Source organism: Labrys sp. E2SS-1L (assembly GCF_057073705.1).
On record NZ_CP172712.1, the window covers coordinates 5,503,763 to 5,526,191 of the forward strand.

The following is a 22,429-nucleotide window of genomic DNA, read 5'->3' on the forward strand; positions in this document are numbered from 1 at the left end:
CAGGCCAGAGCGAACTTCAAAACAGGTTAGGTCCAAGAGGCAACGTCGCCCCATCCAACGGCGAATGGCTCCCTACTTCCGGCGAGCGCCGCAGTTTCCACGGGATTCCGGTGGTGGACGTCATACTCAGCCCTGCTGTTGCGAGCGCCCTTCTGCTACAATCACACGCATGCAAAACACAGCATCGGAGAATAGCGAAGAAGAACGGTTCAGCCCACGGCGCTACATGCGCAGTAGGCATCCAAATCTATTTTCCGATTCGAAGCAGATTTTGATTCCGTCTATTACGCGGGAGGTGCTTTCTAACCACATCGAAACACTGACGAACCAGACGAAGGAATCGGCGTTCGAAACTTTCGCCCGCCGTCTTTCAGGAAAATTCATATCGCCGAACCTCAAACCGCAGACGGGGCCGTTCGGCGGGGGCGATGGAAAGACCGACTCGGAAACCTATCCGGTCGCAGACGCAGTCGCGCAGCGCTGGTTTGTCTCGGATACTGCTGGTGCGCATGAACACTGGGCTTTCGCCTTTAGCTGTCAGAAGGATTGGCGAAGCAAGGTGCGTAAGGACGTCATGTCCATTGTCGGAGCCGGGCACGGGTTCCTCAGAATCTATTTCGTATCCAATCAGTACATACCCTCGAAGGACAACACCGCAGCACGTGAGGCGCTGACGAAAGAATTCGGTGTGTCGGTCAATATCCTCGATCGGACGTGGCTGCTGGACCGGGTTTTCGATGATGACAGTCTCGATATCGCCGTTGACACGCTTGGTGTTGGCGCGGGCGCCGCTCGGGGGGAACGGCAAGTCGGGCCGGAAGATCTTCGCCGTCAGACCGAGTTGGCGGAATTGGACCGGGTGCTCGGCGACCCGGGCGAGTACCAGGGGACGCGGCATGCACTGGTTGAAGACAGCCATAGGTCTGCGCTTCTCGCCCGTGGCCTCGAAAGGTCGCGCTATGAAATCGATGGCCGGTTTCAGCGCACGATCCGGCTCGCCAGAGAACACGAATTGCCCGAGCTCGAGCTGGCCGCCGCCTATGATTGGGCATGGACGACCAATTTCTGGCTGGAAGACCCTCGCGAGGCGAGCGTGCTTTACGACGCGGTCGAGACTCTCGCCATCGACAGCGATGTGGCTGATGACCTTGAAAAACTTTCGAACCTTTTGACGTGCATGAGTTCCAATGTCGCTTTCGGCATTCTGTCGCCGGAGGCCGGAAAGCTGGGCGTCAGGTCTACCCGGCTCAAGGAGGCGCTTGCCCGTGTCGAGGCCGATGGCAGCCGTCCGAACAACGCGCTGCACGCACACAGTCTGGCGTTGATGATGCGTCTGGCCGAGTTCGGTCCTGCCGTACGAGATGGGGCGGATATCAGCGGGCTTGAAGAACTATGGGGCGAGTTCCGCAACCTCATAGAGCAGGCACATGGACTGGGGACATTCCCCTTCGAACCAATCGCGAATGCGCTTACCGAGGTGGGGGAATTCGTACCGGAGAGCGAAGCTTTTGATGCTCTCTATGAGGCGCTGACCGACGCGCTCGTGAAGCGCCGAAGTGAAGGCGAAGCTGCCAGACGAAACATGGCGCGTGGATACCAGAAGCTGGAAAAGCAGCTTCCGTATGAGGCCATCCGCTGGTTTGGGCGTGCAGTCGGATTGCTGGTCAAGGCTGAATACGCAGAAGACCTTGTGCACGCGCTCGTCGGATGCAGCATCGCTTATGCAGATGCCGGTCTGCCTTGGGCGGCACGGAACTACGCGCTCGCTGCCGCCAGCCAGCAGTTCAGCGCATTCAAACGCTCCGGCTCGGTGGAGGAAGTCAGTCCGGCAGTCCTGACCCAGTGGTATGCGCGCGAGTTTCGTCTTGGCCGTGTCCCGTATGTTTTGGCCGCGTATCATCTCGGGGCTATGATTGGTCAGGCGCGTGCCACGACGGACGAAAGGCGCACGTCACTCGCCAAGCGCGTCTCCGCCCAAAATCAGCAAATCGGCGCGTTGCTACTCCAGACGCCGTTCGATGTGCTGGACAGGGTCCGGCGGCTACCCGACGGATTGGAGCGGATGGGGCTGCCGCAGGCGCGCATGGCGCTGATGTTCATGCTGGGCCGCGAAGACGTTCTGCGGTCAGAGGGCTGGGTTCCGAAGGAAGAAACTGCCGAGGGATACGCCAAGCTCTTTGAACAGTGGGTATTTCTTGGTCGGGAGGCGCACGTACCAGCGCCTGATTTCATGCTCGGTGATGTTGTCGAGCTGCGTTCGCGGGTCATCGGCTGCGATTTGGTGATGTCCTGCGCGAACAACCTGACATCGATTTCAATCGCGGAATCGCTGCTTGGTTCACTGGAGGCGTTGCTTGCCACCAGTTTGAACTACCAGTTGTTGCCGAATACCGAACGTCTCCGGATTCGCGTCTCTGGTGGCGGTGTGGATAACGCCGCGCCGGTCTTGGAATTCGTGGAGGAAGCCGGTCAAAGAGTCGGAAAAATCACGCACGCGGACATCCTGAATTTCGCAAGTCGGGAGGATGTCGTCCGGTTTATGGACTGGCTACATCAGGCCGTGATTGAGACGTTTATCGCGCTGGCGGTCCCACAACAGTTCGAGAAGTGGCGCGACAATGTGCTTACGAACGAGAATGCGTTCTCGCGGGCCCTGACATTCTCGAATGTTCTAATTCCGATGAACGCCATCTTCGGAACCGAGAGACAACGGCTGTCGATCGAAGAATGGATGGAAGACGCCGACGTTCTGCACGGCAATATACGGACCACTCCGTGGGTGCCAAGACTCTCGGTGAAAACCGCATCGTCCGAAAAGCCGCTATTTTCGGACGCCTCACCGTCTGATGACATGCTCAACATGGAGCGGCAAAAGCACACCGACATACGTGTCATCAGTCCCATCGACGTCAATCAGTGGAACGCCGCGAAATGGCGTGCCGCGCTTTTCATGACGATTCCCGGCAGTGTTGTCCCGCCGATTTTCGGGCTTGTGTTTGAAAACGCCGAACGTGGGGCAGCGATCTTCAGGGGATGGCGCGGCCGGCTCGGGTTGGACGATGCGCTGAACACGGTTCGGATAGCCGTCATCAGGGGCGTACGTGCATCCAACCCGCACGCTTACGCGGTCATCGTAGGACCAAACGCTGATAATATCTCGACGGATGCCACGACCATGTTTGAATTCGTCTCGCGAATTCAGACGATGACGCCTTCGTCCTCGGAGAACCTCGACAGATTTCTTGCGGAATTCGAGCGACATGGGCGCTTCCTGCTAGCTCCGGCACATCTTCCAACGGTGACGGCGACGCCGTCCGTTGAGGTCGAACTTGGCATTGGCAAGTATGACCTGTGCGTAAGGCAGGGATGGGAAATCGGCCCCAACGACCCGGACATGATGGCACTCGACCCCGATGACCCGCCCATCATCCCGGCGAACGTCGTTGACCCGCCCGTTCTGAAAACACTCGCACGAATGCGTGGGACTGAAGCTCGCCGCAGGCAGAGGGTATGAACCGACCCTGGGTCTCCGTGGCCCGGTGACGGTGGAGCGGGAAGGCTACGGGTCCGGTGAGTGGTCAAGGGCGGCGCGATAGCCTCTTGTTAAAGGTAGCGATGTAGGTGGACCTCACCGCCGATCGCATTCGACCCAATTCGATTGAAATACAGGCTGCCACCTCGTCGGATGTCGCCCTCTCCTCCAATTTTGTCCTAGCGAGGACAGCGCGGCGAACGTCACTCCAGTTCAAGGGACTCAAACGCAAAAACCGCCCTGATGGTCAGATCAGGACGGTTATTGATTTATGACAGAATTGGTTGCGGGGGCCCGCAACGAAGTCATACTCCGCAGCACGCCACAATGTCCCGCACCCCGATTTCTATCGACAGATTCTGGAAGAGGCAGGAATGCGTGCCAACAGGCTTTCCATGTGCCCTCCCCCTCAGATTTGAGGTGCTGCATTGCCCGAATGCAGGACAGACGTCGGCTGTCGCGAATAGACAGATCCCGGAAGAGCGGCTCCTCCTGCGGTGAATAAGCGATCGCTGACGCGAACAACTCAGCGGCGATCCAACCCACTATGGAGATAGGATCATTCCTGGCACTTCCTTCGGATCAGCGTGCTACTAGCGAACCGATCTCAAGAACGCGCCGAGACGCGAACTACGAGGCTGGCGTAGCAGTTCGGCCGGCGGGCCTTCTTCTTCGATACGGCCGTCATGGAAGAACACTATCTTATCGCAGACCTCGCGGGCGAAGCTCATCTCGTGTGTCACGACAAGCATTGTGCGGCCTTCTTTCGCGAGGGAGCGGATCACGGCCAGCACTTCGCCCACCAATTCGGGATCGAGCGCCGAGGTCGGTTCGTCAAACAGCAGCAACTCCGGTTCGACGGCAAGTGCCCGTGCAATGGCGACGCGCTGCTGCTGGCCGCCAGACAACGAAGTCGGATAGGCATTGGCCTTTTCCTGCAGGCCAACCTTGGCCAGCAGTTCCATTGCCTTCTCCACCGCCTGCTGGCGCGGCGTGCCATGCACGTGAATGGGTACCTTGATGATGTTCTCAAGCACGGTCCAATGTGACCAGAGATTGAATTGCTGGAACACCATGCCGGTGCGGCGGCGCAGCCGCTCCACATCCGCCCGGGCCGGCGCTTTGCCGCCGCCGATCTTGAGGCTTTGACCCCTGAAGTCTATCTCGCCGGAACTCGGCGTCTCAAGGAAATTGAGGCAGCGCAGGAAGGTGCTTTTGCCGGACCCGCTGGCACCGATGATCGAAACCACCTGATGCTCGTAAGCCTTGAAGGAAATGCCCTTGAGCACCTCGACGACGCCGAAGCTCTTGCGCAAGTCCCGCGACTCGATTGTCGGCACCGCGGATGCGGATTTGCCGGGAGGCAGTTCGATTACACTCATCATTTCCTCCGGTGATGCTCTGGCGGCGGTACAAAGAGTCCCGCCTGGCACGCCATTGCTGGAATGCGCATTCTCGTCGTCTTGTCGGGATCGCCTGGCTGGGCGGGGTTGGGAATGGCTTGCGCCTCAGCCTTCCATCGCCAGGCCGCCGCTGCGCTTGATCCGGCCTTCAAGCAGCCGCACCCCGAAACTGAGTGCCATGTTGAGCGCGAGATAGACCGCGCCCGCCGCCGCGAAGACTTCGATCGGGGCATAGGTCTCGGAAGCCAGTATACGCGCTTGCCCGGTCAACTCGATAATCGTGATGATGCTGGCGAGCGACGTGCCCTTGAGAATCAGGATCAATTCATTGCCATAGGCTGGCAACATGGTGCGCAGGGCCTGTGGGAAGACCACCAGGCGGAACTTTTGCGTGGCGGTGAGCCCGAACGCCTTGGCAGCTTCGACCTGCCCACGGGGAACCGCTAGCAGCCCGCCACGGATGATCTCGCTGCCATAGGCCGCCGTATTGAGCGACAGGGCGATGAGAGCGCAGGCATAGGCTTCCCGAAATATCGGCCACAGGATGGAGTTGCGCATCGCATCGAGCTGACCGAGTCCGTAGTAAACGAAGAAAACCTGCGCCAGCAGCGGGGTGCCTCGAATGACGTAGACAAAGGAGTAGGCAAGCGCCGATAACGTGCGGACCTTCGAAAGCCTTGCCGCCGCCAGCAGCACCGCCAGCATGAAACCGAGCGCGATCGATGTCAGGGCGAGTTCCAGCGTCAGCGGCAGTGCCAAAAGCAAGGGCGGAAACGAGTCAAAAAATACATCCCATCTCATTTGCCGTATCCTCCGATGACGGAGCGGCTGAAATGGTGTTCGGCGCTTTCGAAAACCTTGTGCGAGACGGAGGTGATGAAAAGAAAGATCAGGATGGCGACCATGTAGAACAAGAACGGACTGCGTGTGGAGCCAGCTGCGACGTCGATGGTGCGCATGAGTTCGACCAGGCCCGTGACGGAGATCAGCGCCGTGTCTTTCAGCACCAGCTGCCAGACATTGGCGATGGACGGCAAGGCATAGCGCAGCATCTGCGGCAGCTTGATGCGGAAAAACAGGGTGGCCCACCTCATGCCGAAGGCATTGGCGGCCTCGATCTGTCCTTTCGGAATAGCTTGGAACGCACCACGAAACACTTCAGCGCTGTAGGCCGCGCAGATCAGGACGATGGCGAGCACGCCAGCGCTGAAGGCATCGGCTGCGACCGTGCCAGAATATCCCATCGCATTGGCGATGTGGCGATAGAACTGGCCGCCGCCGAAGAAGAGAAGGTAGATCACCAGGAGTTCGGGCACGCCGCGGACGACCGTGACATAGACACCGGAAATCGCGCGCAGCAGGATGTTCGCAGAGAGGCGGGCCGCCGCGATCGGCAACCCCACGACAAGGCCGCCGGCAAAACCCAGTGCTGCGATGACCAAGGTCATTGCAGCACCATATGCCAGTTCGTCACCCCAGCCGGTCGGCCCGAAGGCGAGAAGATCGAGAATCTTCATTTGGCGAGGTTTTCGGGAATCGAGCCGTCGACACCGATCCACTTGACGCTCATCTTCGAGATGCTGCCGTCGGCGGTCGCTTCGCGGATCGCCTTGTTGAACTGCTCGCGCAGTTCGGCTTCCTCACCCCTGCGAAATGCCAGCGCCACGCCTTTGCCGAGGGCACCGCCCTTCAGCGCAGGACCAAAGGCGATGAATTTCTTGCCGGCCTTCTCCTGTTCGCCGATGAAATTGAGCGTTGCGCCTGCGCCGTCGACGGCGGCATCTATGCGGCCAGCGACGAGATCGAGCAGCATGTTCTCGCCCTTGTCGTAGATCTTCACCTTCATGCCCGGAAAGGTCTCCTCGAAGAACTTCGCATGGGTCGAGGCGCGTTCCACGCCAACGGTTGCGTCCTTGAGGGCCATCGCCACATCACCAATGACCGCTTTATCCTTGTCGCTCATCGAACCCACCAGGATGGTCGTGCCTTCTCCGCTCTTGAACTGGCCGAGCGGACTGTCGGCGGAGGCAATCAGGCGCGTCGGACCGGCATAGTAGGGGATCGAGAAATCAACGGCCTTCGCGCGTTCGTCTGTGATGGAGAGCGAGGCCAGGATGGCGTCGAACCGCTTCTCGTTGAGGGCCGGGATCATGCCGTCGAAATTCTGGATGACCCACTCGCATTTGACGTTCATGCGTCTGCAGATGTCATCGGCCAGATCGGCTTCGAAACCGACCAGTTTGCCTGAAGGATCGGTATAGTTGAATGGCGCGTAGGTGCCATCGGTTGCGAGTTTCACCACCCGCTGATCAGCCGCATGGACCATTCCGGCTCCGGCGACAAGCGTCGCCACGGAGACAAGCAGAACTCGTCTCTTCATGTTCATTTCGCTCACCCTCTGTTCTCGTTTACGCCGCCCATGAAGCGCCCGGAACGGACGTCTTGCGCGGAGCCTTGTCGAGAGTAGGCCGAAAGACAGCCACGTTTGGTCAAACGAGCCGCGGCAGGTGGCAAAATATGTCTAGTTTAGCGCTCGGCCCGACAGTTTATTTCGCCAGCTCGATCTGGGTTCCCTGACTCTTCAACCAAGCCACGAATGCCTCCGAGACCCGCCCCGGCGTATGGACGACGGCATAGTAGGCTCCAAGCACGACTTCGACCGACGGGCATGGCCGGACGATGCTCCCGGACTGCAGGAGGGAGGCGACGAAGGCCGTGTTGGCCTGGGCGACGCCGAGACCCGAAAGGCAGGCGTCGATCGACGCTTCGTCGGTATCGAAGACCATGCTGCAGCCCAGCGGCTCGAAGGGGATGGCGGCCCCTTTGCACCACTGTCGCCAGGACCAGGCATCTGCCGTGTCTTGCAGGATCGGCAGGGCGAGAACCTGTGCCGGTTCGACCTCGAGGGAGCTGCCGTCCAGGAGCTCCGGCCGGCAGATCGGCGCCGTGTTGTCCGCCAGGAACACCTCGCCCTCGGCATCCGCTGCCGCTGGCAAGCCGCGGGCATATTTGATTTCGATGTCGATCCGGTCGCCGCCCGCCGACCCGATGGTGCGAAAGCGCAGGTCGACCCCGGGGTGGCCGAGACGATAGTGCTCTATCCTCGGGATCAGCCAGCGCTGCGTCAGTGTCAGCGGTGCCCGTATGGTCAGCTTGGTGGCCTGGCCGGAAACCTCGCGCACACCCTTGCGAACTTCGGCCAGTGCATTCCTGACATGGCCGAGGAAGGCTTTGCCCGTATCCGTCAGTTCGATGGCGTTGTGGCTGCGCTGGAACAGCGTCACCTCGAGGGATTGTTCGAGAAGCTTGATCTGCCGGCTCACTGCGCCGGGGGTGAGGTTCAATTCGGAGGCCGCAAGCGTCAGGCTGCCGAGACGGGATGCGGCCTCGAATGCGACCAGTGTGTTGAGCCAGGGGAGCCTGACGGTCTGTGCATGTCTGATGCTCATTCAGGCGTTACCATTTTTCCATTGCAAGCCCAGGGCGTCCTCTCATTGTGACAGTGCCCCAGCAGACCAACTGGCCGACGGTGCGCATACCGCCACAGTTGAGCCTCGTCAGGAGAAAACACAATGAACATGGTGCCCTTGAAACCGGAATTCGCAGGCCTGCCCGGCAAGGTCGATCGCATCGACCTTCGCATCCTCACCGAATTGCAGAAGAATGGCAGGATCACGAACTTCAAGCTATCCTCGATCGTCGGCATCTCCGCCAGCCCGTGTCACAAGCGCGTGCGCCGCCTGGAAAAGATGGGGCTGATCAGGGGCTACCGCGCGCAGATCTATTGGTCCCGGCTTTACTCCAACGTCTCGGTCTTCGCTGCCGTGTCGCTCAAGAATCACGGTTCTGCCGACTTCCAGACCTTCGAGCGCCGTATCAAACACCATCCGGAAATCACCAACTGCTTCGGACTGTGCGGGCCTTACGATTACATGCTGCGCTTCGACTGTAGCGATATCGCGGCCTATGAAGCGATCTCGCGTGAACTTCTCGACGGCGACGTGTCCTTCTCGCGTTTCGACAGCTTCGTGGTGCTGCGCGAGATCAAGAACGAGCCCTTGTCGCCGGCGCTCGCCTCGCTGCAGGGATCACAGGATGAATTGCGGCGGGTCGCCTGATCCGGTGACCTGGGCCGGACCGCCTCGGTTCAGGCGGTCTGGGCGTGTGTCGACTTGCCCGCGCCATCGGCCCGTCTGTCGAACCGGTAGGGGTCGAAACCTTCGATCTGCGTGGATGTGCGGCCATCGAGCACCAACTCGGCTATCACTTCGCCGATGCCTGGCCCGAGCTGGAAACCGTGTCCGGAGAAGCCGAAGGCATGGATCAACCCGTCGACGGCACGGCTCCTGCCCACGAAGGGCAGTGAATCCGGTGACTTGCCTTCGACGCCGGCCCAACTGCGGATGAAATTGCGTCCGCGCAGGAAAGGCAGGACATCCACAGCGATGCGGGAGGCATCGAACAGGTTCTGCGGAACATATTTCGCGCGGCCTGTATCCAGGTCGGCGCGGCCGGGACCGCGCCCGAACAGCAGATTGCCCCGCCCGATCTGCCGGGCATAGAAGAAGCGCCCATTGACCGGATAGTCCACCGTCGACGTGACCAAGCGCGGAAACGGCTCGCTGACGACCATCTGCGGCGCCATGACGTCAAGGGGGAAGCTCTCCGAGAACTGGGCTGCGAGACGTGCGCCCCAGGCGCCGGCAGCATTGATCAGGGTAGGTGCGCGGGCTTTGGTGCCGGCCTCTGTTTCGATTCTGAAGCACGTCCCGTCATAATGAGCAGTCCGCACCGCGTCGTATTCGACTATGTCGGCGCCCAGCTTGCGTGCGGCAATGGCGAATACCGGCGTAACCAGCCGCGGGTTGGCCGCGCCATCCCCGGCGACGTAGCATCCGCCGAGTACCTTGGTGCCGATCCAGGGGAAGCGCCTGGCAATTTCGGTACTTGTCAGCATCTGCGCGCCGACGCCGTGACGCTCGGCCATGACGGCCCATTGCTCGACCGCCGCCATATGGTCGGGGCGGTCACAGATCTCCACATGTCCGGTGATTTCCGTTTCGCAACTATCGCCGACAAGTGCGTCGATCTTCTGCCACTGATTGCGGGCGCGCAGGCTGAGCGGCAGTTCGGGTTCGGCGCGGCCGTTCGTGCGTAAACCGCCGAAGTTCACGCCGCTGGCCTGGGCTCCGACCGCGCCACGTTCGAATAGGCTGACCCGGGCGCCGCGCCGTGCGAGATAATAGGCCGAACAGACGCCGGCTATGCCGCCGCCGATGATCATGACATCCGTTTCAAAAACCCTGGTCATCGCCGTCACGCTTTTCACCGGCACGCATCCAGGCGTCGACCTGTGGGTCGGCCTGGCCGCAAGTGCGTCCATAAGAAATCGGTTTTACTGGTCCCTGCCCGCGAAGCTTGCCGACCTGATCGAGTGGCTTTCCGGTCGTTGCTGAAAGCAGCTCGGCCAGGACCGGGCCGCAGACGCGCCCCTGGCAGCGTCCCATACCGGGACGTGCAAGCGCCTTCAGCCTATTGACCTCCTGCGGCTCGAACCGGGCAATGGCGGCTCGGACCTCGCCGAAGGTGACGTTCTCGCAGCGGCAAAGGATGGTTTCGTCGGGCGCCTCGCCGATCCAGTCTGCTGGAAAGGGAAAGCTCGTCTCGACGCCCCTGCGGAATGTCGACAGCCGGCCGAGCTTGCGCTCGATCTGGCGCAGCCGCGCCTTCGACGACGGCATTCCAATATCGGCAAGCAGCGCCAGTGCCGCACGCTCGCCAGCCAGTTCGGCCACATCGGCGCCGCCGATCGCGCTGCCGTCGCCAGCGACATAGATGCCATCGCCCGCGCGGCCCTGTCCGTCATGCGCGACGACCCACTGCCGGTTGGCCGCATCGAAGCGGGTTCGGCATCCGGCGATCTCCGCAAGCTGCATCTCGGGGCTTAGTCCGAAGCCGAAGCCAACGGCGTCGCATGGCACGAATTCATCCCGGCCAACAGCGCTGAAGTGGATACCCTGCACATTGTCACTACCTGCGATCGAACGCAGCCGCACACCCTCCCGCAGCATGACATTCTTGCGCGAGAGATAGCGGCGATAGGTAAGCCCGCGCAGCAGCAATCTGGGCAGGCGGGCCATGCGCGCGGCACCGCGCACCTTGTCGAGATAGGAGGCGCAATCAAGCACCGCCGCGACATTGGCGCCGGCCTTTGCGTATTGGTAGGCAACGAGATAGAGCAGCGGTCCCGTGCCGGCGAAGACGACGGCGCGGCCGATGGAACAGGCCTGATTCTTGAGCGCGATTTGCGAACCGCCGAGCGTGAACACGCCAGGCAGGGTCCACCCCGGTATCGGGACGATCCGGTCCATGGCACCGGTGCTCAGCACCAGCCGATCGAACTCCAGCCTGTCCGTACCGGATGCGTCGCTGGTGTGCACGGCATGATCGAAAATGTTCCAGACCAGCGTATTGGGTCGATAGTCGATCTTGCCCGCGAAGGCATCGAACATGTCGTGCAAGCGCACCGCCTTCGGCGCGTCGTCACCATAGAGGCTAGCCGGCGGGCGCCTGAAGCCATGGGGCTGACGCCTGTAGATCTGGCCGCCGCTTGCCGGGGCCTCGCTGATCACCGTGAGGTTGCGGCAGCCGGCGCGATGGAGCGTTTCGGCTGCCCGCGTACCCGCTGGCCCACTGCCCACGATGACGATGCGGTCATTGCTGGCCATGATCACCTTGCCTCGCGCGTCAACACGACCATGCCGTCGCGCACTTCGGTGGTGCAGGCGCGAATCCGCTCTCCCGATGCGAGCGTCAGCCAGCAGTCCTGGCAGGCGCCCATGTTGCAGAAACCAGCGCGCGGCCCGTCGCCAAATTCGGAATGACGCAGGAACCGGCCGTTCAAGAGTATCGCGGTCAAGAGCGTATCACCGGCGAGGCAAGAGACACTCTCGCCATCGATAAGAATCGCAACCGGCGTCCTGTCGGTCTCGCCCAAGCGGATGAATTGTCCTGCACTGCTGCCTGTCATTGGATCAAAACTCGAAATACCAGGACTAACCTAGCGATTGTCCGCTCGCGGACTCTTCCAAATGAAATGTCTCCACGAGCAGATTCTTCCAAACATCGGATGCCTGCCGCATCAGTTCGACGGAACCGCCTGCCTGAGCTTATCGAGCCGCTCTTCTAGCCGCCCGCGCGCCGATGCCAGATGTGCGTGGAGCGCGTCGAGCCTGGACCGGTGGCGATCCAGCTCGACCAGAGCCGCCTTGATCATGCGCCGCGTTTCGGCCGGCGAAGCAGCACCCGCCGATCGCCGTGCCTCGACGGAGCGACCCGGGTCGAACGCCTGCGCGACGGCTTCGTCGGGCAACTCGATGGTCCGACCGAGCACGCGCTCGATAGCGGCAAGCACATCGCCATGCCTGAGCTCGTCTGGGTTCAAGCCGCGCTCAAGGGCATCCCTTACCAGGTCGGCCACGACGTGATGCGCCTCGCGGAACGACAAGCCTCCTTCACGCACCAGGCAGTCGGCAAGGTCGGTTGCCGTCGAGAAACCGGCCCCGGCGCGTTGCCGCATCGTCTCGACATTGGGCTCGATTTTCTCCGCAACGAGACGGGCGATCGTCAATGCATTGCCGACGAGGCGCAAGGACGGCCATAGTGGCGCCAGCGACGAGCGGCCGGTGTCGCCCGCATGGCTGAAATGTCCGCCTTTCAGGATCGCGAAGGTGGCGGTCAGGCCACCGATCACTTCACCGGAACTCGCCTTGAGATATTCGACTGCCACCGGGTTCTTCTTCTGCGGCATGATGCTCGACGTGCCGGCGATGCTGTCTGGAAAGCGGATGAGGCCGAATTCCTGCGTGCTCCACACATACATGTCCTGTGCGAATCGCCCCCAGTTCGCCGCGATGGCCAGAACGGCAGCACCTGCATCCCAGACATAGTCGCGCGATGTCACCGCATCCTGCGCGTGGACTTGGATGGCACCGAAGCCAAGCAGGCCTGCAACCAATTGCCTGTCGATTGGGAAGGATGTGCCGGCAAAGGCGCAGGCTCCGAGTGGGCAGGAGTCGGCCGCGCCATAGGCGTTGAAGAGCCGCTCGGCGTCGCGAGCCAAAGCCTGCGCGACGCCCGTCAGGTAGAAGCCAAACGTGATCGGCTGTGCCGGCTGCATATGCGTGTAGCCGGGCATGAGGGTGTCGGCAAACTGGCTCGCCCGACGCAGCAGGGCCTGGCGCAACGCGATGGTTTTCGCCAGGAGGTCGAGAACCATCCGCCGCATCGCCAGGCGGTCGAGCGTGGCGTTGATATCGTTACGGCTGCGTGCGACATGCAGCCGTCCACCTGCCTTCGCACCGGCGCGGGCCATCAGCAGGGCCTCGAAATTGAAGTAGCCGTCCTCGCGGGCCGGATCGCGTGGAACGGCACCCTCGCCTTCCTCGCGGATGCCGGACAGTGCATCGGCAAGCTCGCAAGCGATCGCAGGCTGGATCAAGCCGGTACTGGCCAGCATGACGAGATGGGCCTCGTTGACCGCGCACAGATCGTCGATCCCAAGCGCCAGCTCGCGCTCGATGCGCGGCCGGAAGACGAGATCGAGTATCTCGGGCGCCAGTGGCTGGGCGAGACGCGGCGAAATCTTCGATTGCATGATACCGGACCTCAGTAGGGAGTGCCGTCCTTGCGCACGAAGCGGCGGCCGCGGCCGTCCGGTATCTGCAACAGGTCGTCGTCCGGATAGGTCGACACATTGGCTTCGGCAAAACTGGCCACCTCGATGAAGACGACTGGCGCTTCGCCACGGTTGACGATCTGATGACCATTGGCTTCCCCCGCCGGGAATCCAATCGCCTGACCGGCACGCACCAGTTGCTCGCCCTGGTCGGTGACCAGCGTCGCCTCGCCCTTCAGCACGATGATGAGCTCGTCCTCGTGGCTGTGCCAGACTCTGAGCGACGATGCACAGCCAGAGGGCAGCTCGACATGGACGGCCGACAAATTGCCAAGACCCGCGAGCGAGCCAAGCCGCCGCTTGCGGCGGCCTTTGACAGGTCCCTGCAGATGCTCCGGATAGGTCGATCTCGTATCCGGCTCGATGCTTGCGGGATCGATCACGTGCGGCGAATTGGACATCTTGGCTCCTTTCATGCGCCGGCCTCTTTGCCGGTGTCAGAAGCCGACGATAGGCCACCGGGAGGAGCACAAGTTTCCGTTTCCCCGGTTGCAGAAAGCGGATTTTGTCGCCTTGCCTGGGTTCATGACAGAAGGTGTCGTGACACCCTCCGATCTAGTCCGCGATGTAGGCGGTCTTGGTCTGGGTGAAGAATTCGACCGCACCAAGCCCCATTTCCTTCGGCCCGTAGGCGGAGGCGCCGCGCCCGCCGAACGGCACGTGGTAGTCGGAACCGACGGTCGGCAGATTGACCATCACCATGCCGCTGTTGCTGGCGCGGATGAAGGCGCGGGCCTTCGCGTGCGAGGCGGTGAAGATACCGGCACTAAGGCCGAATTCGGTAGCGTTGGCGAGGCGCACGGCATCCTCGAAATCGGTAGCCTTGAACACCGAGACGATCGGCCCGAAGACCTCTTCTCGGTTGATGCTCTGGCGCATGTTGCCGTCCAGGAAGATCGCCGGTTCGAAGTAGTAGCCGTTTGCCGGCGTCTCAAGCACGCGACCACCGTAGGCATGGCGCGCGCCGCCGGATGGCGCGGCTTGCACATAGCGGGACACGCGCTCCAGTTGCGCGGCGCTGACCAGCGGGCCGATGTCGGACGCCTCATCCAGGGCATGGCCGACACGCAGCCTGGCCGTTCGTTCCAGCAGCCGTTCGACGAAGTCATCGTGGATGGCAGCGTCGACGATGATGCGGCTGGATGCCGTGCAGCGCTGTCCGGTCGAATAGAAGGCGCCCCGCACGGCGGCGTCCACGGCCTTGTCAAGGTCGGCGTCATCGGCGACCACAAGCGGGTTCTTGCCGCCGAGTTCGAGCTGCAGCTTGGCGCCGCGGCCGATGACCTGTGCCGCGATCAGGCGACCGACAGCTCCCGATCCCGTGAAGCTGACCGCATCGACATCAGGGCTGGAAACCAGGGCCGCGCCGATGTCGCCGCCGCCCATGACCATCTGGAAGACGCCAGGCGGCACGCCAGCTTCGTGCAGGATGCTGGCCAGTTCCCAGGCGATGGCATTGGTCAGTTCCGACGGCTTTAGGATCACGCAATTGCCATAGGCCAGCGCCGGTGCGCTCTTCCAAGCCGGGATCGAGAAAGGAAAGTTCCATGGCGTGATAAGGCCGACGACGCCGACTGCCTCGCGCCGAACATCGACATCGACGGCCTTGCGCACGGAACGCAGGCTCGCACCGGCAAGGCGCACGGCTTCGCCGGCGAAATATCTGAAGGTATGCGCGGCCTTGGTCACTTCGGCGACGGCCTCCGGCAAGGTCTTACCCTCTTCGCGCGACAACAGCGTCGCCAGCTCCGGCGTTCGGCGGTCGATCGCGTCGGCCGCACGATCGAGAATATCGGAACGCTGTTGCGGTGAGGTCTCCTTCCAGTGGGTGAAAGCCTTACGGGCGACGTTCACCGCGTCGCGGACATCGGCGGTGCTGGCAATGGCGAAGCGGCCGACCAACTCGCTCGTGTCGGACGGATTGTAGCTCTCGCTGCAAAGTTCGGCCGGACGCCATGCACCATCGATATAGTTGTTCCTGACCTGTGGCATGCATAACCTCGCTATGAACAGCGGCACGCTGGGATGCGGATACCGCGCGCCCCTGTATCGCGCGGAGAGGGGAGAATATGCTGTCATTGCCGGGCGCTGCGCGGACAAATTCTGCCGTGGCGCGGAAAGCTTCAACCGAACCTTGCGGTGGCCTGCACTGGCCTCGTCTACTGGCAGCCAGTCAAAGCACGTCACCTTCGATTGCGGGCTTGATCGTCTCGCGACGGCCGCTGCAAAGCCTTGGCCGATTTCCATAGCGCGGCCAGCCTAACACCGCCGGCGCGGAGCTGCTTGATTCATCTCGACCGGCCCGGCCTTGGGAACGGCCAATGGCTAAAATGGAACTATGGCCGAAGGTGTGTGCTGGGTACCAAACCAAGGAGCGTGCCGGTCAAATCATCTGCTTCGGAGAGGTTGCTGGCGCGGTTCGGTGACATCTTATCTGCAGATATCCTTCACACATGATCGCAGCCATCGATGGGCCGGGTCCGCATCGAGGCGCGGGTGCCAGAATTGAGAGACGGTGATGGTCGGCGTGCTAACAGGCAATGGGAACATCGCCAAGCCGTTGCGGGCACGGCTCGTCTCCTTTTCCGGTACGCTCGCGACGAGATCCGAATCTCGAGCAAGCGCCAGTGCTGCAGAAAAGCCCGGAACGACTGCGGCAACTCGGCGCCGAAGCCCCTTGGTAGCTAGTTCATCGTCGATCGGTCCATGGTCGAGGCCACGTCTTGACGCGGAAATATGTCCGAAGGCCGCAAAGCGTTTCGGTGTCACCCTGCCTTCAAGCAAGGGGTGCCCTACGCGAACGACACCCACGAAACGATCCTTGAAGAGAGCCTGAACCCGTAGCTCGGGCAAAGGTCGGCTTGTCGCGCCGGTCTCTAGATCTGCGCGCCCCTCACGCAACGCCATATCATTACCTTCCGGCTTCTGAGCGAAGCGTAACTGTACCCCGGGCGCCACCTCCGTGACTTTTGCGATCAGGGGCGCGCCAAAGGTTTCCACAAAGCCATCATTGGCATGAATGGTGAACGTTCTCTCCAATCGCGCCAGATCGAGTCGCCTTTCGGTGCGGATGATGGCCTGCGCATCTTCTGCGACCGCACGTAAACGCTCGCGCAGAGCCTCGACCCGCACTGTTGGAGTAAGACCACGTCCCGAGCGAACAAGCACCGGATCGCCGAGCAAATCCCGAATACGGCCGAGTGTCCGGCTCATGGCGGGGGGAGACAGATTCATCTTCTTCGCTGCTGCGGCGACGCTCCCTTCTGTCAGTAGGACATCGAGCGCGATCAGGAGGTTCAGATCGGGCAAAATCATTGGCTGCGCTTTCCGGGTGAGCATGCTTCCTGAAGTGCGTTTGATGCACGAATAGAGTTACAAGCATGCAATTTTCACATCAATGCCGTGCTGCTACTTCCCTCGTGCCCCATGCGAAATGTGTGGCGGCCGGCCCCACCTGACCGCGTTGCAGGATGACAACCTCGGCATAGCAATGGCTCAGACAGTTCATCAGCACTGTCATCCTGCGCTGCATCATCGGCCCATTCATTTCGGATACGCGTTGACGGGGTTGTCCGTGGGCATCCTGCTGTCGCAGCTCGGTACGAACGTCGTCGGCGTCGGCCTGCCGACATTCATGCAGGAGTTCGGCGCGACCTTTGCTGAAGTCCAATGGGTAGTCGTCGCCTATCTTCTAACCGTCACCGCCTTGATCGTCGGTGTCGGTCGCTTCGCCGATCAACTGGGCAAGAAGAGGCTTTATCTTGCCGGGCTCATCAGCTTCCTGGCAGCATCCGTGATCTGTGCCTTGGCGCCGAACTTGGTCGTGCTGATTGTCGGCCGAGGGCTCCAGGGCCTGGGCGGCGCTGTCATCATGGCTTTGAGCTTCGCCTTTGTCGGCGAGATCATGCCAAAAGATCGCATCGGCCTGGCCATGGGCGTCCTCTCGATGATGGTTGCTCTGGGCATCGCACTAGGCCCTTCGCTCGGTTCCCTCGCGCTCGTGACCTTCGGCTGGAGGGCGATGTTCTGGATAAACCTGCCGTTCGGGCTGCTCACTTATGTTCTGTTAAGCCGTTATTTGCCTCGGACCGTCGACCCGGCGCGCAGCGTTCGATCCCTTGGCAATTTCGATTGGTCTGGCACGATCGTCCTGAGCCTTACTCTTCTTGCCTATTGCGTCGCCATGACGTTGTCGGGAAGTCATGGCATCAACCACTCCCTGGTCCTCGAGTACCTCGCCGGAGCAGTTCTCGGACTGGTCCTCTTTCTCGCAATCGAGATCAAGGCCCGGCAGCCGCTGCTATCGCTGGGCTTGTTCCGGGACCGATTACTCTCGACAAGCATGATGGTCAGCGTCCTCGCCTACGCAGTCATGATGGCGACGCTGGTACTGGGCCCGATCTTTCTGACACGAGGAGTCGGCCTCGATACCCGTATAACCGGCCTCGTCATGACGGTTGGCCCGTTGACTTCAGCAATGATGAGCATTCCAGCCGGTTGGATGTCCGACCGCGTTGGGCCAAGGCTCACACTGCTAGGCGGTCTCACCTTGATGACCATCGGCTCGGCCTTCATGTCGTTGATCACGATAGAGCACGGCGTTCAGGAGTATGCCGCCTCGATCGTTCTCGTCAGCGTGGGCCTGGCCTTCTTCCAGACGCCCAATAATACGGCCGTGATGAGCGCTGCGCGATCCGAGCAGCGCGGCCTGGTGTCGGCGCTCCTCGCCCTTGGCCGCAATCTCGGCCTGATCACCGGCGCATCTTTGATGGGAGCCATCTTCGGTGCCGCTGCCGGCCAGACCGGTCCAGCGAGCGGCGGCACTACCGCAGCCACACAGGCCGCAATTGCACGAGGCATGGAGAGCACGTTCCGGGTCGCAGCCGCAATGGCAGGATGTGCCCTGATCCTTGCCCTGGTCGGTTTCAGGCGTCGCATCACAGATCATGCGCCCAGATAGGCAGCAGCCTCGCCCTCAGCTTCACAATCACAAAACCCGGAGAACACCAATGACCGACATTCCCCATGACGACCTGCTGGAGGTCGCGACCGCTTGCCGTATTCTGCATATGGAAGGGCATGCCGACATGACACTCGGCCACCTGTCGCTACGTGACCCTTCCGGGCGGGGCGTCTGGATCAAACGCTCCGGCATCGGGCTCGGTGAGGTGGTGGGGCCGGAGGATTTCGTACTGATCGATTTCGAGGGACGCAGGCTCACAGGAGAGGGGCGCATCCACAAGGAATGGCCCATCCACACCGAAGTCTTGCGCGCCCGTTTGGATGTGCACTGCGTTGGGCACAGTCATCCGTTCTTTGCCACGGCTTTCTCCGCCCTCGATGTCGAACTGCAGGCGGTCACCAATGAGGCGGCCAATCTTGGCCTGCCGGTCGGGCGTTTCGATGAGACGACCGGCCTGATCGACACGCCGGCGCTTGGCGCGAGTCTGGCCCGCTCACTCGGCTCGCAATCGACAGTGCTCATGCGCAACCATGGCGTCCTGTTCGTGGGCGGCTCGATTGCGGAGGCGGCGTTGATGGGCATTTTTCTTGAAGGGGCTTGCCGCGCGCAGATGCAACTGCTCGCCACCCAGTTACCTTACAAAACAACGCCTGCATCGGAGCTGAAGGCAAAGAAGGACCAAATCTTCGATCCCGTGCTGATCGATACCTTCTGGAGCTTTTACAAGCGCAAAGTGGCGAGATAATCGGCTCTGTCGCAAACGGACGGCAAGCTATGTCAGACCATGAAGCTCTCCGTCTTTGAGCAGCTCGTGATGTTCAAAGGTCGCCACTTCGATCGTTCTGAGATCTTGCTGCGCATTCGCTGGGATCTGGCGTACAAACCTCAGCCTTGCGCGATCTGGAAGAGATGATGGCCGAGCATGGTATCCCCGTGGATCAGTCCACTATCTACCGCTGGTTTGTTGGCTTCTCTCCGCCGCTGTTCGAGCGGTTCAACCGGCGCAAACCGATCATCACGAGACGATGGCATATCGATGACCCGAAGGGGAGCGCTGAGCAGCAAGATTTACATTTGGGACGGCGGACACTGGGTGTGTATGTACCGAACCATTGACGGTGTTAGCGACACGGTTGCATTTTTCTTCAACGAGCACCGGGATGTGGCGGTCGCGAACGGTTTATCCGCAGGGCACTCCGGCGCCCGCACGCGCTATCGTCGACGGCAGCCGGACAAACCGCGAGGTCATCACGGCCAGTCCGACCTCACTCATTTAACCGGTCTGCCTGGCCGGTTAGACCCAGATGGCGAGCGATTTATGACAGAATTGGTCGCGGGGGGAGCGCAGCCAAGTCATACTCCACAGCACGCCACAATATTCTCTCGACGGATTACAACGCAGGCGATTGGCCGCCTCATGTCACCGTAACAATGGCGCTCTACCCTGCCCCGAAGCGATCACGATAGAAACCCGGCGTAATGCCGAGCCGCTTCTGGAATGCCCGATGCAGTGCGTGGAGGCTCCTGAAACCCGCACGCTCGGCGATGCGAGCCAATGGCCAGTCCGACGTCTCCAGCAACGTCTTTGCGCGTGCAATCCGAGCGGCCTCAACGAATTGCGCCGGTGTCGTGCCGGTCTCCTTGTGGAACGAGCGCGAAAAGGTGCGCTCGCTCATGCCGGCGCGCATCGCAAGAGCGGGTCCTGACAGATCGCCGGTAGGGTCCTCCACGATTTCATTGACCAGGTTGCGAAGGCGCGGCGTCGCCATAGCCTGAGTTGCCAGCCCCGGGCTGAACTGGGACTGACCTCCGGGCCTGCGCATGAAAAGCACCATTTGCCGGGATACGGACAGAGCCGTCTGCGGGCCACAATCGGCTTCCACCAAAGCAAGACACAGGTCGATTCCGGCCGTGATACCGGCAGAGGTATATATTGGCGGCTCGGCTACAAAGATCGCATCCGGCTCGACATCGACCTGCGGGCGTAATTGCTTGAGGAGAGCTGCCGAGTTCCAGTGGGTCGTCGCTCGCCTGCCGTCGAGAAAGCCCCCGGCAGCAAGAACGAAGGCGCCCGTACACACGCTGGCAAGCCTGCGCGTTCGGCCTGCGCGCGACTTCAACCACTCGATCAGCCCGGTCTGGAAGATGACTTTTCGCAATCCGTCTTCGCTGCCTCCGGCAACGATGATCGTATCGATGTCATCAGGCAGATCGTCGAGTGCGACGGCCTCGCCGAGGCAAATCCCTCCCGCGGAACTGCACGTTACCGATCCGCCTGTCGGAGAAGAGAGAATGAGCTCGTAGGGCGGCATATGCCCAGCCTTGTGAAGGTTCGCCATCGCGAAGACCTCCATCGGCCCGACCACATCCAGGGCCTGAACGCCGTCATAGCCGACCATGGCGACGAGTCTTGGTTTTCGAGATTGATCCTGCATTGGCGTAAAATGCGATAGTTTTGACATTTTCGCCAGTGCGTCGCAGCATCTACGCTGGCGGTGACTGCTTCAACTCGAGATCCCGATGTACCGCCTTCTTCTGAAAGCCCTTTTCTTCCTCTTCATGGTCCTGCCGGTATCGCTTCATGCCGGCGAAGTCGCGGCCGTCGAGATGGGTGCCTTGCGATTACCGCCTGCCAAACCCGGGCGCCCTCGCCCACTCATAGCCATCGTAGCGGAGAATGCCGGCACCGAGACGACCGATCTCATCGTTCCCTATGGGGTATTGAAGGAAGCCGATGTCGCTGATGTCGTTATCGTTGCAACGCATCCCGGTCCAGTCACCCTGATGCCCACCCTCACAATCCAACCGGACACGACCATGCGCGCATTCGATGCGAGTCATCCCGCCGGGGCGGACATTGTGATCGTGCCGGCCTTGCATGACGACAGGAACGAAATCGTCATCGATTGGGTACGTGGGCAGGCAAAGAAGGGGGCTTTCATTGCCGCCATCTGCGAAGGTGCATGGGTTGCCGCGCGGGCTGGCATTCTCGATGGCCGGACTGCAACGACCCACTGGTACGCATTGGCCAAGATAGCACGGACATTTCCGCAGATATCGTGGGTAAGAGACAGGCGCTATGTCGTCGATCGCAACGTCATGACCACAACAGGTGTGAGCGCCTCCATTCCGGCAAGCCTTGCCCTGGTCGAAGCGCTGGCAGGACGTGCCAAGGCTGAGAGTATAGCGACCACAATCGGGGATAGAGCTTGGGAACCGGCGCACAATTCAAGTCGGTTCCACCTCACGGGGAGACACGTATGGACCGTCACCAAGAACGCGCTTTCGCCCTGGCGGCATGAAACGCTGTCCATTCCGACGGCAGACGGTTTCGATGAAATTGCGCTGGCTCTCATCGCCGATGCATGGTCGAGGACCTATCGCTCTCAAGCGATCGTGGGTCCATCCAAGCGCCCTGTCCGATCGCGTCATGGCCTCCTATTGTTGCCAGAAATTGCCCGGGCGAACGAGTATCTCCAATTGCCCCTCCCCAAGACGAGGTCGGCGAAGGCCCTCGACGATGCCTTGACCGCAATCGCCAACCGCTATGGCAATGCCACGGCAGATCTTGTCGCTCTTCAGCTGGAATATGCTCGCAATGATCCGCGAATAGCGGACTAATCCTCTATATCCAACGATGGCGCCAGCCAGCTGCATCGCAGTCGGCTGGCCGCGCGTTTGACGTGCGGCGCTCCACCTTGATGAGTTGATGGTCCGGTTCGAGGCGCAATCCCGCCATCTGTCCTCGAAGCTCGAACCAACCAGAGCAATACGATACGCGCTGACGCGCCAGG

18 protein-coding genes and 1 pseudogene are annotated in these 22,429 nt (G+C 61.2%); 6 read left to right on the forward strand and 13 right to left on the reverse strand.

Translation table 11 applies throughout. The features are described 5' to 3' along the window. Window positions 1-169: 169 nt before the first annotated feature. Window positions 170-3,514, forward strand: a complete 3,345-nt coding sequence (locus ACIGJE_RS25675) for a hypothetical protein (RefSeq protein ID WP_483679025.1) — start codon at window positions 170-172, stop codon at window positions 3,512-3,514. Between the two features lie 611 nt (window positions 3,515-4,125). On the opposite strand, the gene ACIGJE_RS25680 is transcribed toward ACIGJE_RS25675, so the two are convergent. The 5 genes from ACIGJE_RS25680 to ACIGJE_RS25700 form a co-directional block, all read right to left on the reverse strand. Continuing rightward, window positions 4,126-4,917: an ABC transporter ATP-binding protein gene (locus ACIGJE_RS25680; protein WP_483679027.1), complete on the reverse strand. Its 792-nt coding sequence runs from the start codon at window positions 4,915-4,917 to the stop codon at window positions 4,126-4,128. Between the two features lie 123 nt (window positions 4,918-5,040). Next, complete coding sequence (locus ACIGJE_RS25685) at window positions 5,041-5,736, reverse strand: ABC transporter permease (RefSeq protein WP_483679028.1); 696 nt, start codon at window positions 5,734-5,736, stop codon at window positions 5,041-5,043. Then, complete coding sequence (locus ACIGJE_RS25690) at window positions 5,733-6,452, reverse strand: ABC transporter permease (protein WP_483679030.1); 720 nt, start codon at window positions 6,450-6,452, stop codon at window positions 5,733-5,735. The genes ACIGJE_RS25685 and ACIGJE_RS25690 overlap by 4 nt, the downstream gene beginning before the upstream one ends. Further along, the gene (locus ACIGJE_RS25695) at window positions 6,449-7,315 is read right to left on the reverse strand and encodes a transporter substrate-binding domain-containing protein (RefSeq protein WP_483679032.1); all 867 of its coding nucleotides are present in this window, start codon (window positions 7,313-7,315) and stop codon (window positions 6,449-6,451) included. Before ACIGJE_RS25695 ends, ACIGJE_RS25690 begins: the two co-directional genes overlap by 4 nt. Window positions 7,316-7,481: 166 nt before the next feature. Then, the gene (locus ACIGJE_RS25700; RefSeq protein WP_483679034.1) at window positions 7,482-8,384 is read right to left on the reverse strand and encodes a LysR family transcriptional regulator; all 903 of its coding nucleotides are present in this window, start codon (window positions 8,382-8,384) and stop codon (window positions 7,482-7,484) included. A 123-nt stretch (window positions 8,385-8,507) separates the two neighbouring features. Between ACIGJE_RS25700 and ACIGJE_RS25705 the strand changes: the two genes are divergently transcribed. Next, complete coding sequence (locus ACIGJE_RS25705) at window positions 8,508-9,053, forward strand: Lrp/AsnC family transcriptional regulator (protein ID WP_440727166.1); 546 nt, start codon at window positions 8,508-8,510, stop codon at window positions 9,051-9,053. A gap of 29 nt (window positions 9,054-9,082) precedes the next feature. Here ACIGJE_RS25705 and ACIGJE_RS25710 read toward each other — a convergent pair whose 3' ends face one another. The 7 genes from ACIGJE_RS25710 to ACIGJE_RS25740 all read right to left on the reverse strand — a co-directional run bounded on the left by ACIGJE_RS25710 (window position 9,083) and on the right by ACIGJE_RS25740 (window position 16,987). After that, entirely contained in the window at window positions 9,083-10,246 is a 1,164-nt protein-coding gene (locus tag ACIGJE_RS25710; protein ID WP_483680304.1) for an NAD(P)/FAD-dependent oxidoreductase, read from the reverse strand. Beyond that, a complete protein-coding gene (locus ACIGJE_RS25715; protein ID WP_483679036.1) occupies window positions 10,230-11,663 on the reverse strand; it encodes an FAD/NAD(P)-dependent oxidoreductase in 1,434 nt (477 codons plus the stop codon). The genes ACIGJE_RS25710 and ACIGJE_RS25715 overlap by 17 nt, the downstream gene beginning before the upstream one ends. A 2-nt stretch (window positions 11,664-11,665) precedes the next feature. Then, window positions 11,666-11,932, reverse strand: coding sequence for a (2Fe-2S)-binding protein (locus ACIGJE_RS25720; protein ID WP_483679037.1), 267 nt, complete (start codon window positions 11,930-11,932; stop codon window positions 11,666-11,668). 144 nt (window positions 11,933-12,076) lie between these two features. Next, window positions 12,077-13,591 carry an argininosuccinate lyase gene (gene argH, locus ACIGJE_RS25725; protein ID WP_483679039.1) on the reverse strand — a complete coding sequence of 505 codons (1,515 nt, stop codon included), beginning with the start codon at window positions 13,589-13,591 and terminating at the stop codon, window positions 12,077-12,079. Window positions 13,592-13,602: 11 nt separating this feature from the next. After that, window positions 13,603-14,088 carry a cupin domain-containing protein gene (locus ACIGJE_RS25730; protein ID WP_483679040.1) on the reverse strand — a complete coding sequence of 162 codons (486 nt, stop codon included), beginning with the start codon at window positions 14,086-14,088 and terminating at the stop codon, window positions 13,603-13,605. Window positions 14,089-14,227: 139 nt separating this feature from the next. Then, entirely contained in the window at window positions 14,228-15,664 is a 1,437-nt protein-coding gene (locus ACIGJE_RS25735) for an aldehyde dehydrogenase family protein (protein WP_483679041.1), read from the reverse strand. 438 nt (window positions 15,665-16,102) lie between these two features. Then, complete coding sequence (locus ACIGJE_RS25740; RefSeq protein WP_483679043.1) at window positions 16,103-16,987, reverse strand: LysR family transcriptional regulator; 885 nt, start codon at window positions 16,985-16,987, stop codon at window positions 16,103-16,105. Window positions 16,988-17,246: 259 nt separating this feature from the next. Between ACIGJE_RS25740 and ACIGJE_RS25745 the strand changes: the two genes are divergently transcribed. From ACIGJE_RS25745 to ACIGJE_RS25755, 3 genes and pseudogenes are all read left to right on the forward strand, one after another. Then, on the forward strand, window positions 17,247-18,632 hold the full coding sequence (locus ACIGJE_RS25745; protein WP_483679044.1) for an MFS transporter: 1,386 nt from the start codon (window positions 17,247-17,249) through the stop codon (window positions 18,630-18,632). Window positions 18,633-18,681: 49 nt separating this feature from the next. Continuing rightward, entirely contained in the window at window positions 18,682-19,380 is a 699-nt protein-coding gene (locus tag ACIGJE_RS25750) for a class II aldolase/adducin family protein (RefSeq protein ID WP_483679046.1), read from the forward strand. 69 nt (window positions 19,381-19,449) lie between these two features. Beyond that, window positions 19,450-19,891: pseudogene (locus ACIGJE_RS25755) on the forward strand (DDE-type integrase/transposase/recombinase); the annotation flags it as partial. Between the two features lie 183 nt (window positions 19,892-20,074). On the opposite strand, the gene ACIGJE_RS25760 reads toward ACIGJE_RS25755, so the two are convergent. Next, window positions 20,075-21,034, reverse strand: a complete 960-nt coding sequence (locus tag ACIGJE_RS25760) for a GlxA family transcriptional regulator (RefSeq protein WP_483679047.1) — start codon at window positions 21,032-21,034, stop codon at window positions 20,075-20,077. A 121-nt stretch (window positions 21,035-21,155) separates the two neighbouring features. Between ACIGJE_RS25760 and ACIGJE_RS25765 the strand changes: the two genes are divergently transcribed. After that, window positions 21,156-22,256, forward strand: coding sequence for a DJ-1/PfpI family protein (locus ACIGJE_RS25765; protein ID WP_483679048.1), 1,101 nt, complete (start codon window positions 21,156-21,158; stop codon window positions 22,254-22,256). Window positions 22,257-22,429: the final 173 nt, after the last annotated feature.

Coding starts and splice junctions, on each gene's coding strand:
- ACIGJE_RS25685 (WP_483679028.1), bottom strand. CDS start 5,736: ATGAGATGGGATGTATTTTTTGACTCGTTTCCGCCCTTGCTTTTGGCA.
- ACIGJE_RS25730 (WP_483679040.1), bottom strand. CDS start 14,088: ATGAAAGGAGCCAAGATGTCCAATTCGCCGCACGTGATCGATCCCGCA.
- ACIGJE_RS25690 (WP_483679030.1), bottom strand. CDS start 6,452: ATGAAGATTCTCGATCTTCTCGCCTTCGGGCCGACCGGCTGGGGTGAC.
- ACIGJE_RS25715 (WP_483679036.1), bottom strand. CDS start 11,663: ATGGCCAGCAATGACCGCATCGTCATCGTGGGCAGTGGGCCAGCGGGT.
- ACIGJE_RS25750 (WP_483679046.1), top strand. CDS start 18,682: ATGACCGACATTCCCCATGACGACCTGCTGGAGGTCGCGACCGCTTGC.
- ACIGJE_RS25700 (WP_483679034.1), bottom strand. CDS start 8,384: ATGAGCATCAGACATGCACAGACCGTCAGGCTCCCCTGGCTCAACACA.
- ACIGJE_RS25760 (WP_483679047.1), bottom strand. CDS start 21,034: ATGGTCGGCTATGACGGCGTTCAGGCCCTGGATGTGGTCGGGCCGATG.
- ACIGJE_RS25765 (WP_483679048.1), top strand. CDS start 21,156: ATGTACCGCCTTCTTCTGAAAGCCCTTTTCTTCCTCTTCATGGTCCTG.
- ACIGJE_RS25735 (WP_483679041.1), bottom strand. CDS start 15,664: ATGCCACAGGTCAGGAACAACTATATCGATGGTGCATGGCGTCCGGCC.
- argH (WP_483679039.1), bottom strand. CDS start 13,591: ATGCAATCGAAGATTTCGCCGCGTCTCGCCCAGCCACTGGCGCCCGAG.
- ACIGJE_RS25740 (WP_483679043.1), bottom strand. CDS start 16,987: ATGATTTTGCCCGATCTGAACCTCCTGATCGCGCTCGATGTCCTACTG.
- ACIGJE_RS25710 (WP_483680304.1), bottom strand. CDS start 10,246: ATGACCAGGGTTTTTGAAACGGATGTCATGATCATCGGCGGCGGCATA.
- ACIGJE_RS25675 (WP_483679025.1), top strand. CDS start 170: ATGCAAAACACAGCATCGGAGAATAGCGAAGAAGAACGGTTCAGCCCA.
- ACIGJE_RS25705 (WP_440727166.1), top strand. CDS start 8,508: ATGAACATGGTGCCCTTGAAACCGGAATTCGCAGGCCTGCCCGGCAAG.
- ACIGJE_RS25680 (WP_483679027.1), bottom strand. CDS start 4,917: ATGATGAGTGTAATCGAACTGCCTCCCGGCAAATCCGCATCCGCGGTG.
- ACIGJE_RS25695 (WP_483679032.1), bottom strand. CDS start 7,315: ATGAAGAGACGAGTTCTGCTTGTCTCCGTGGCGACGCTTGTCGCCGGA.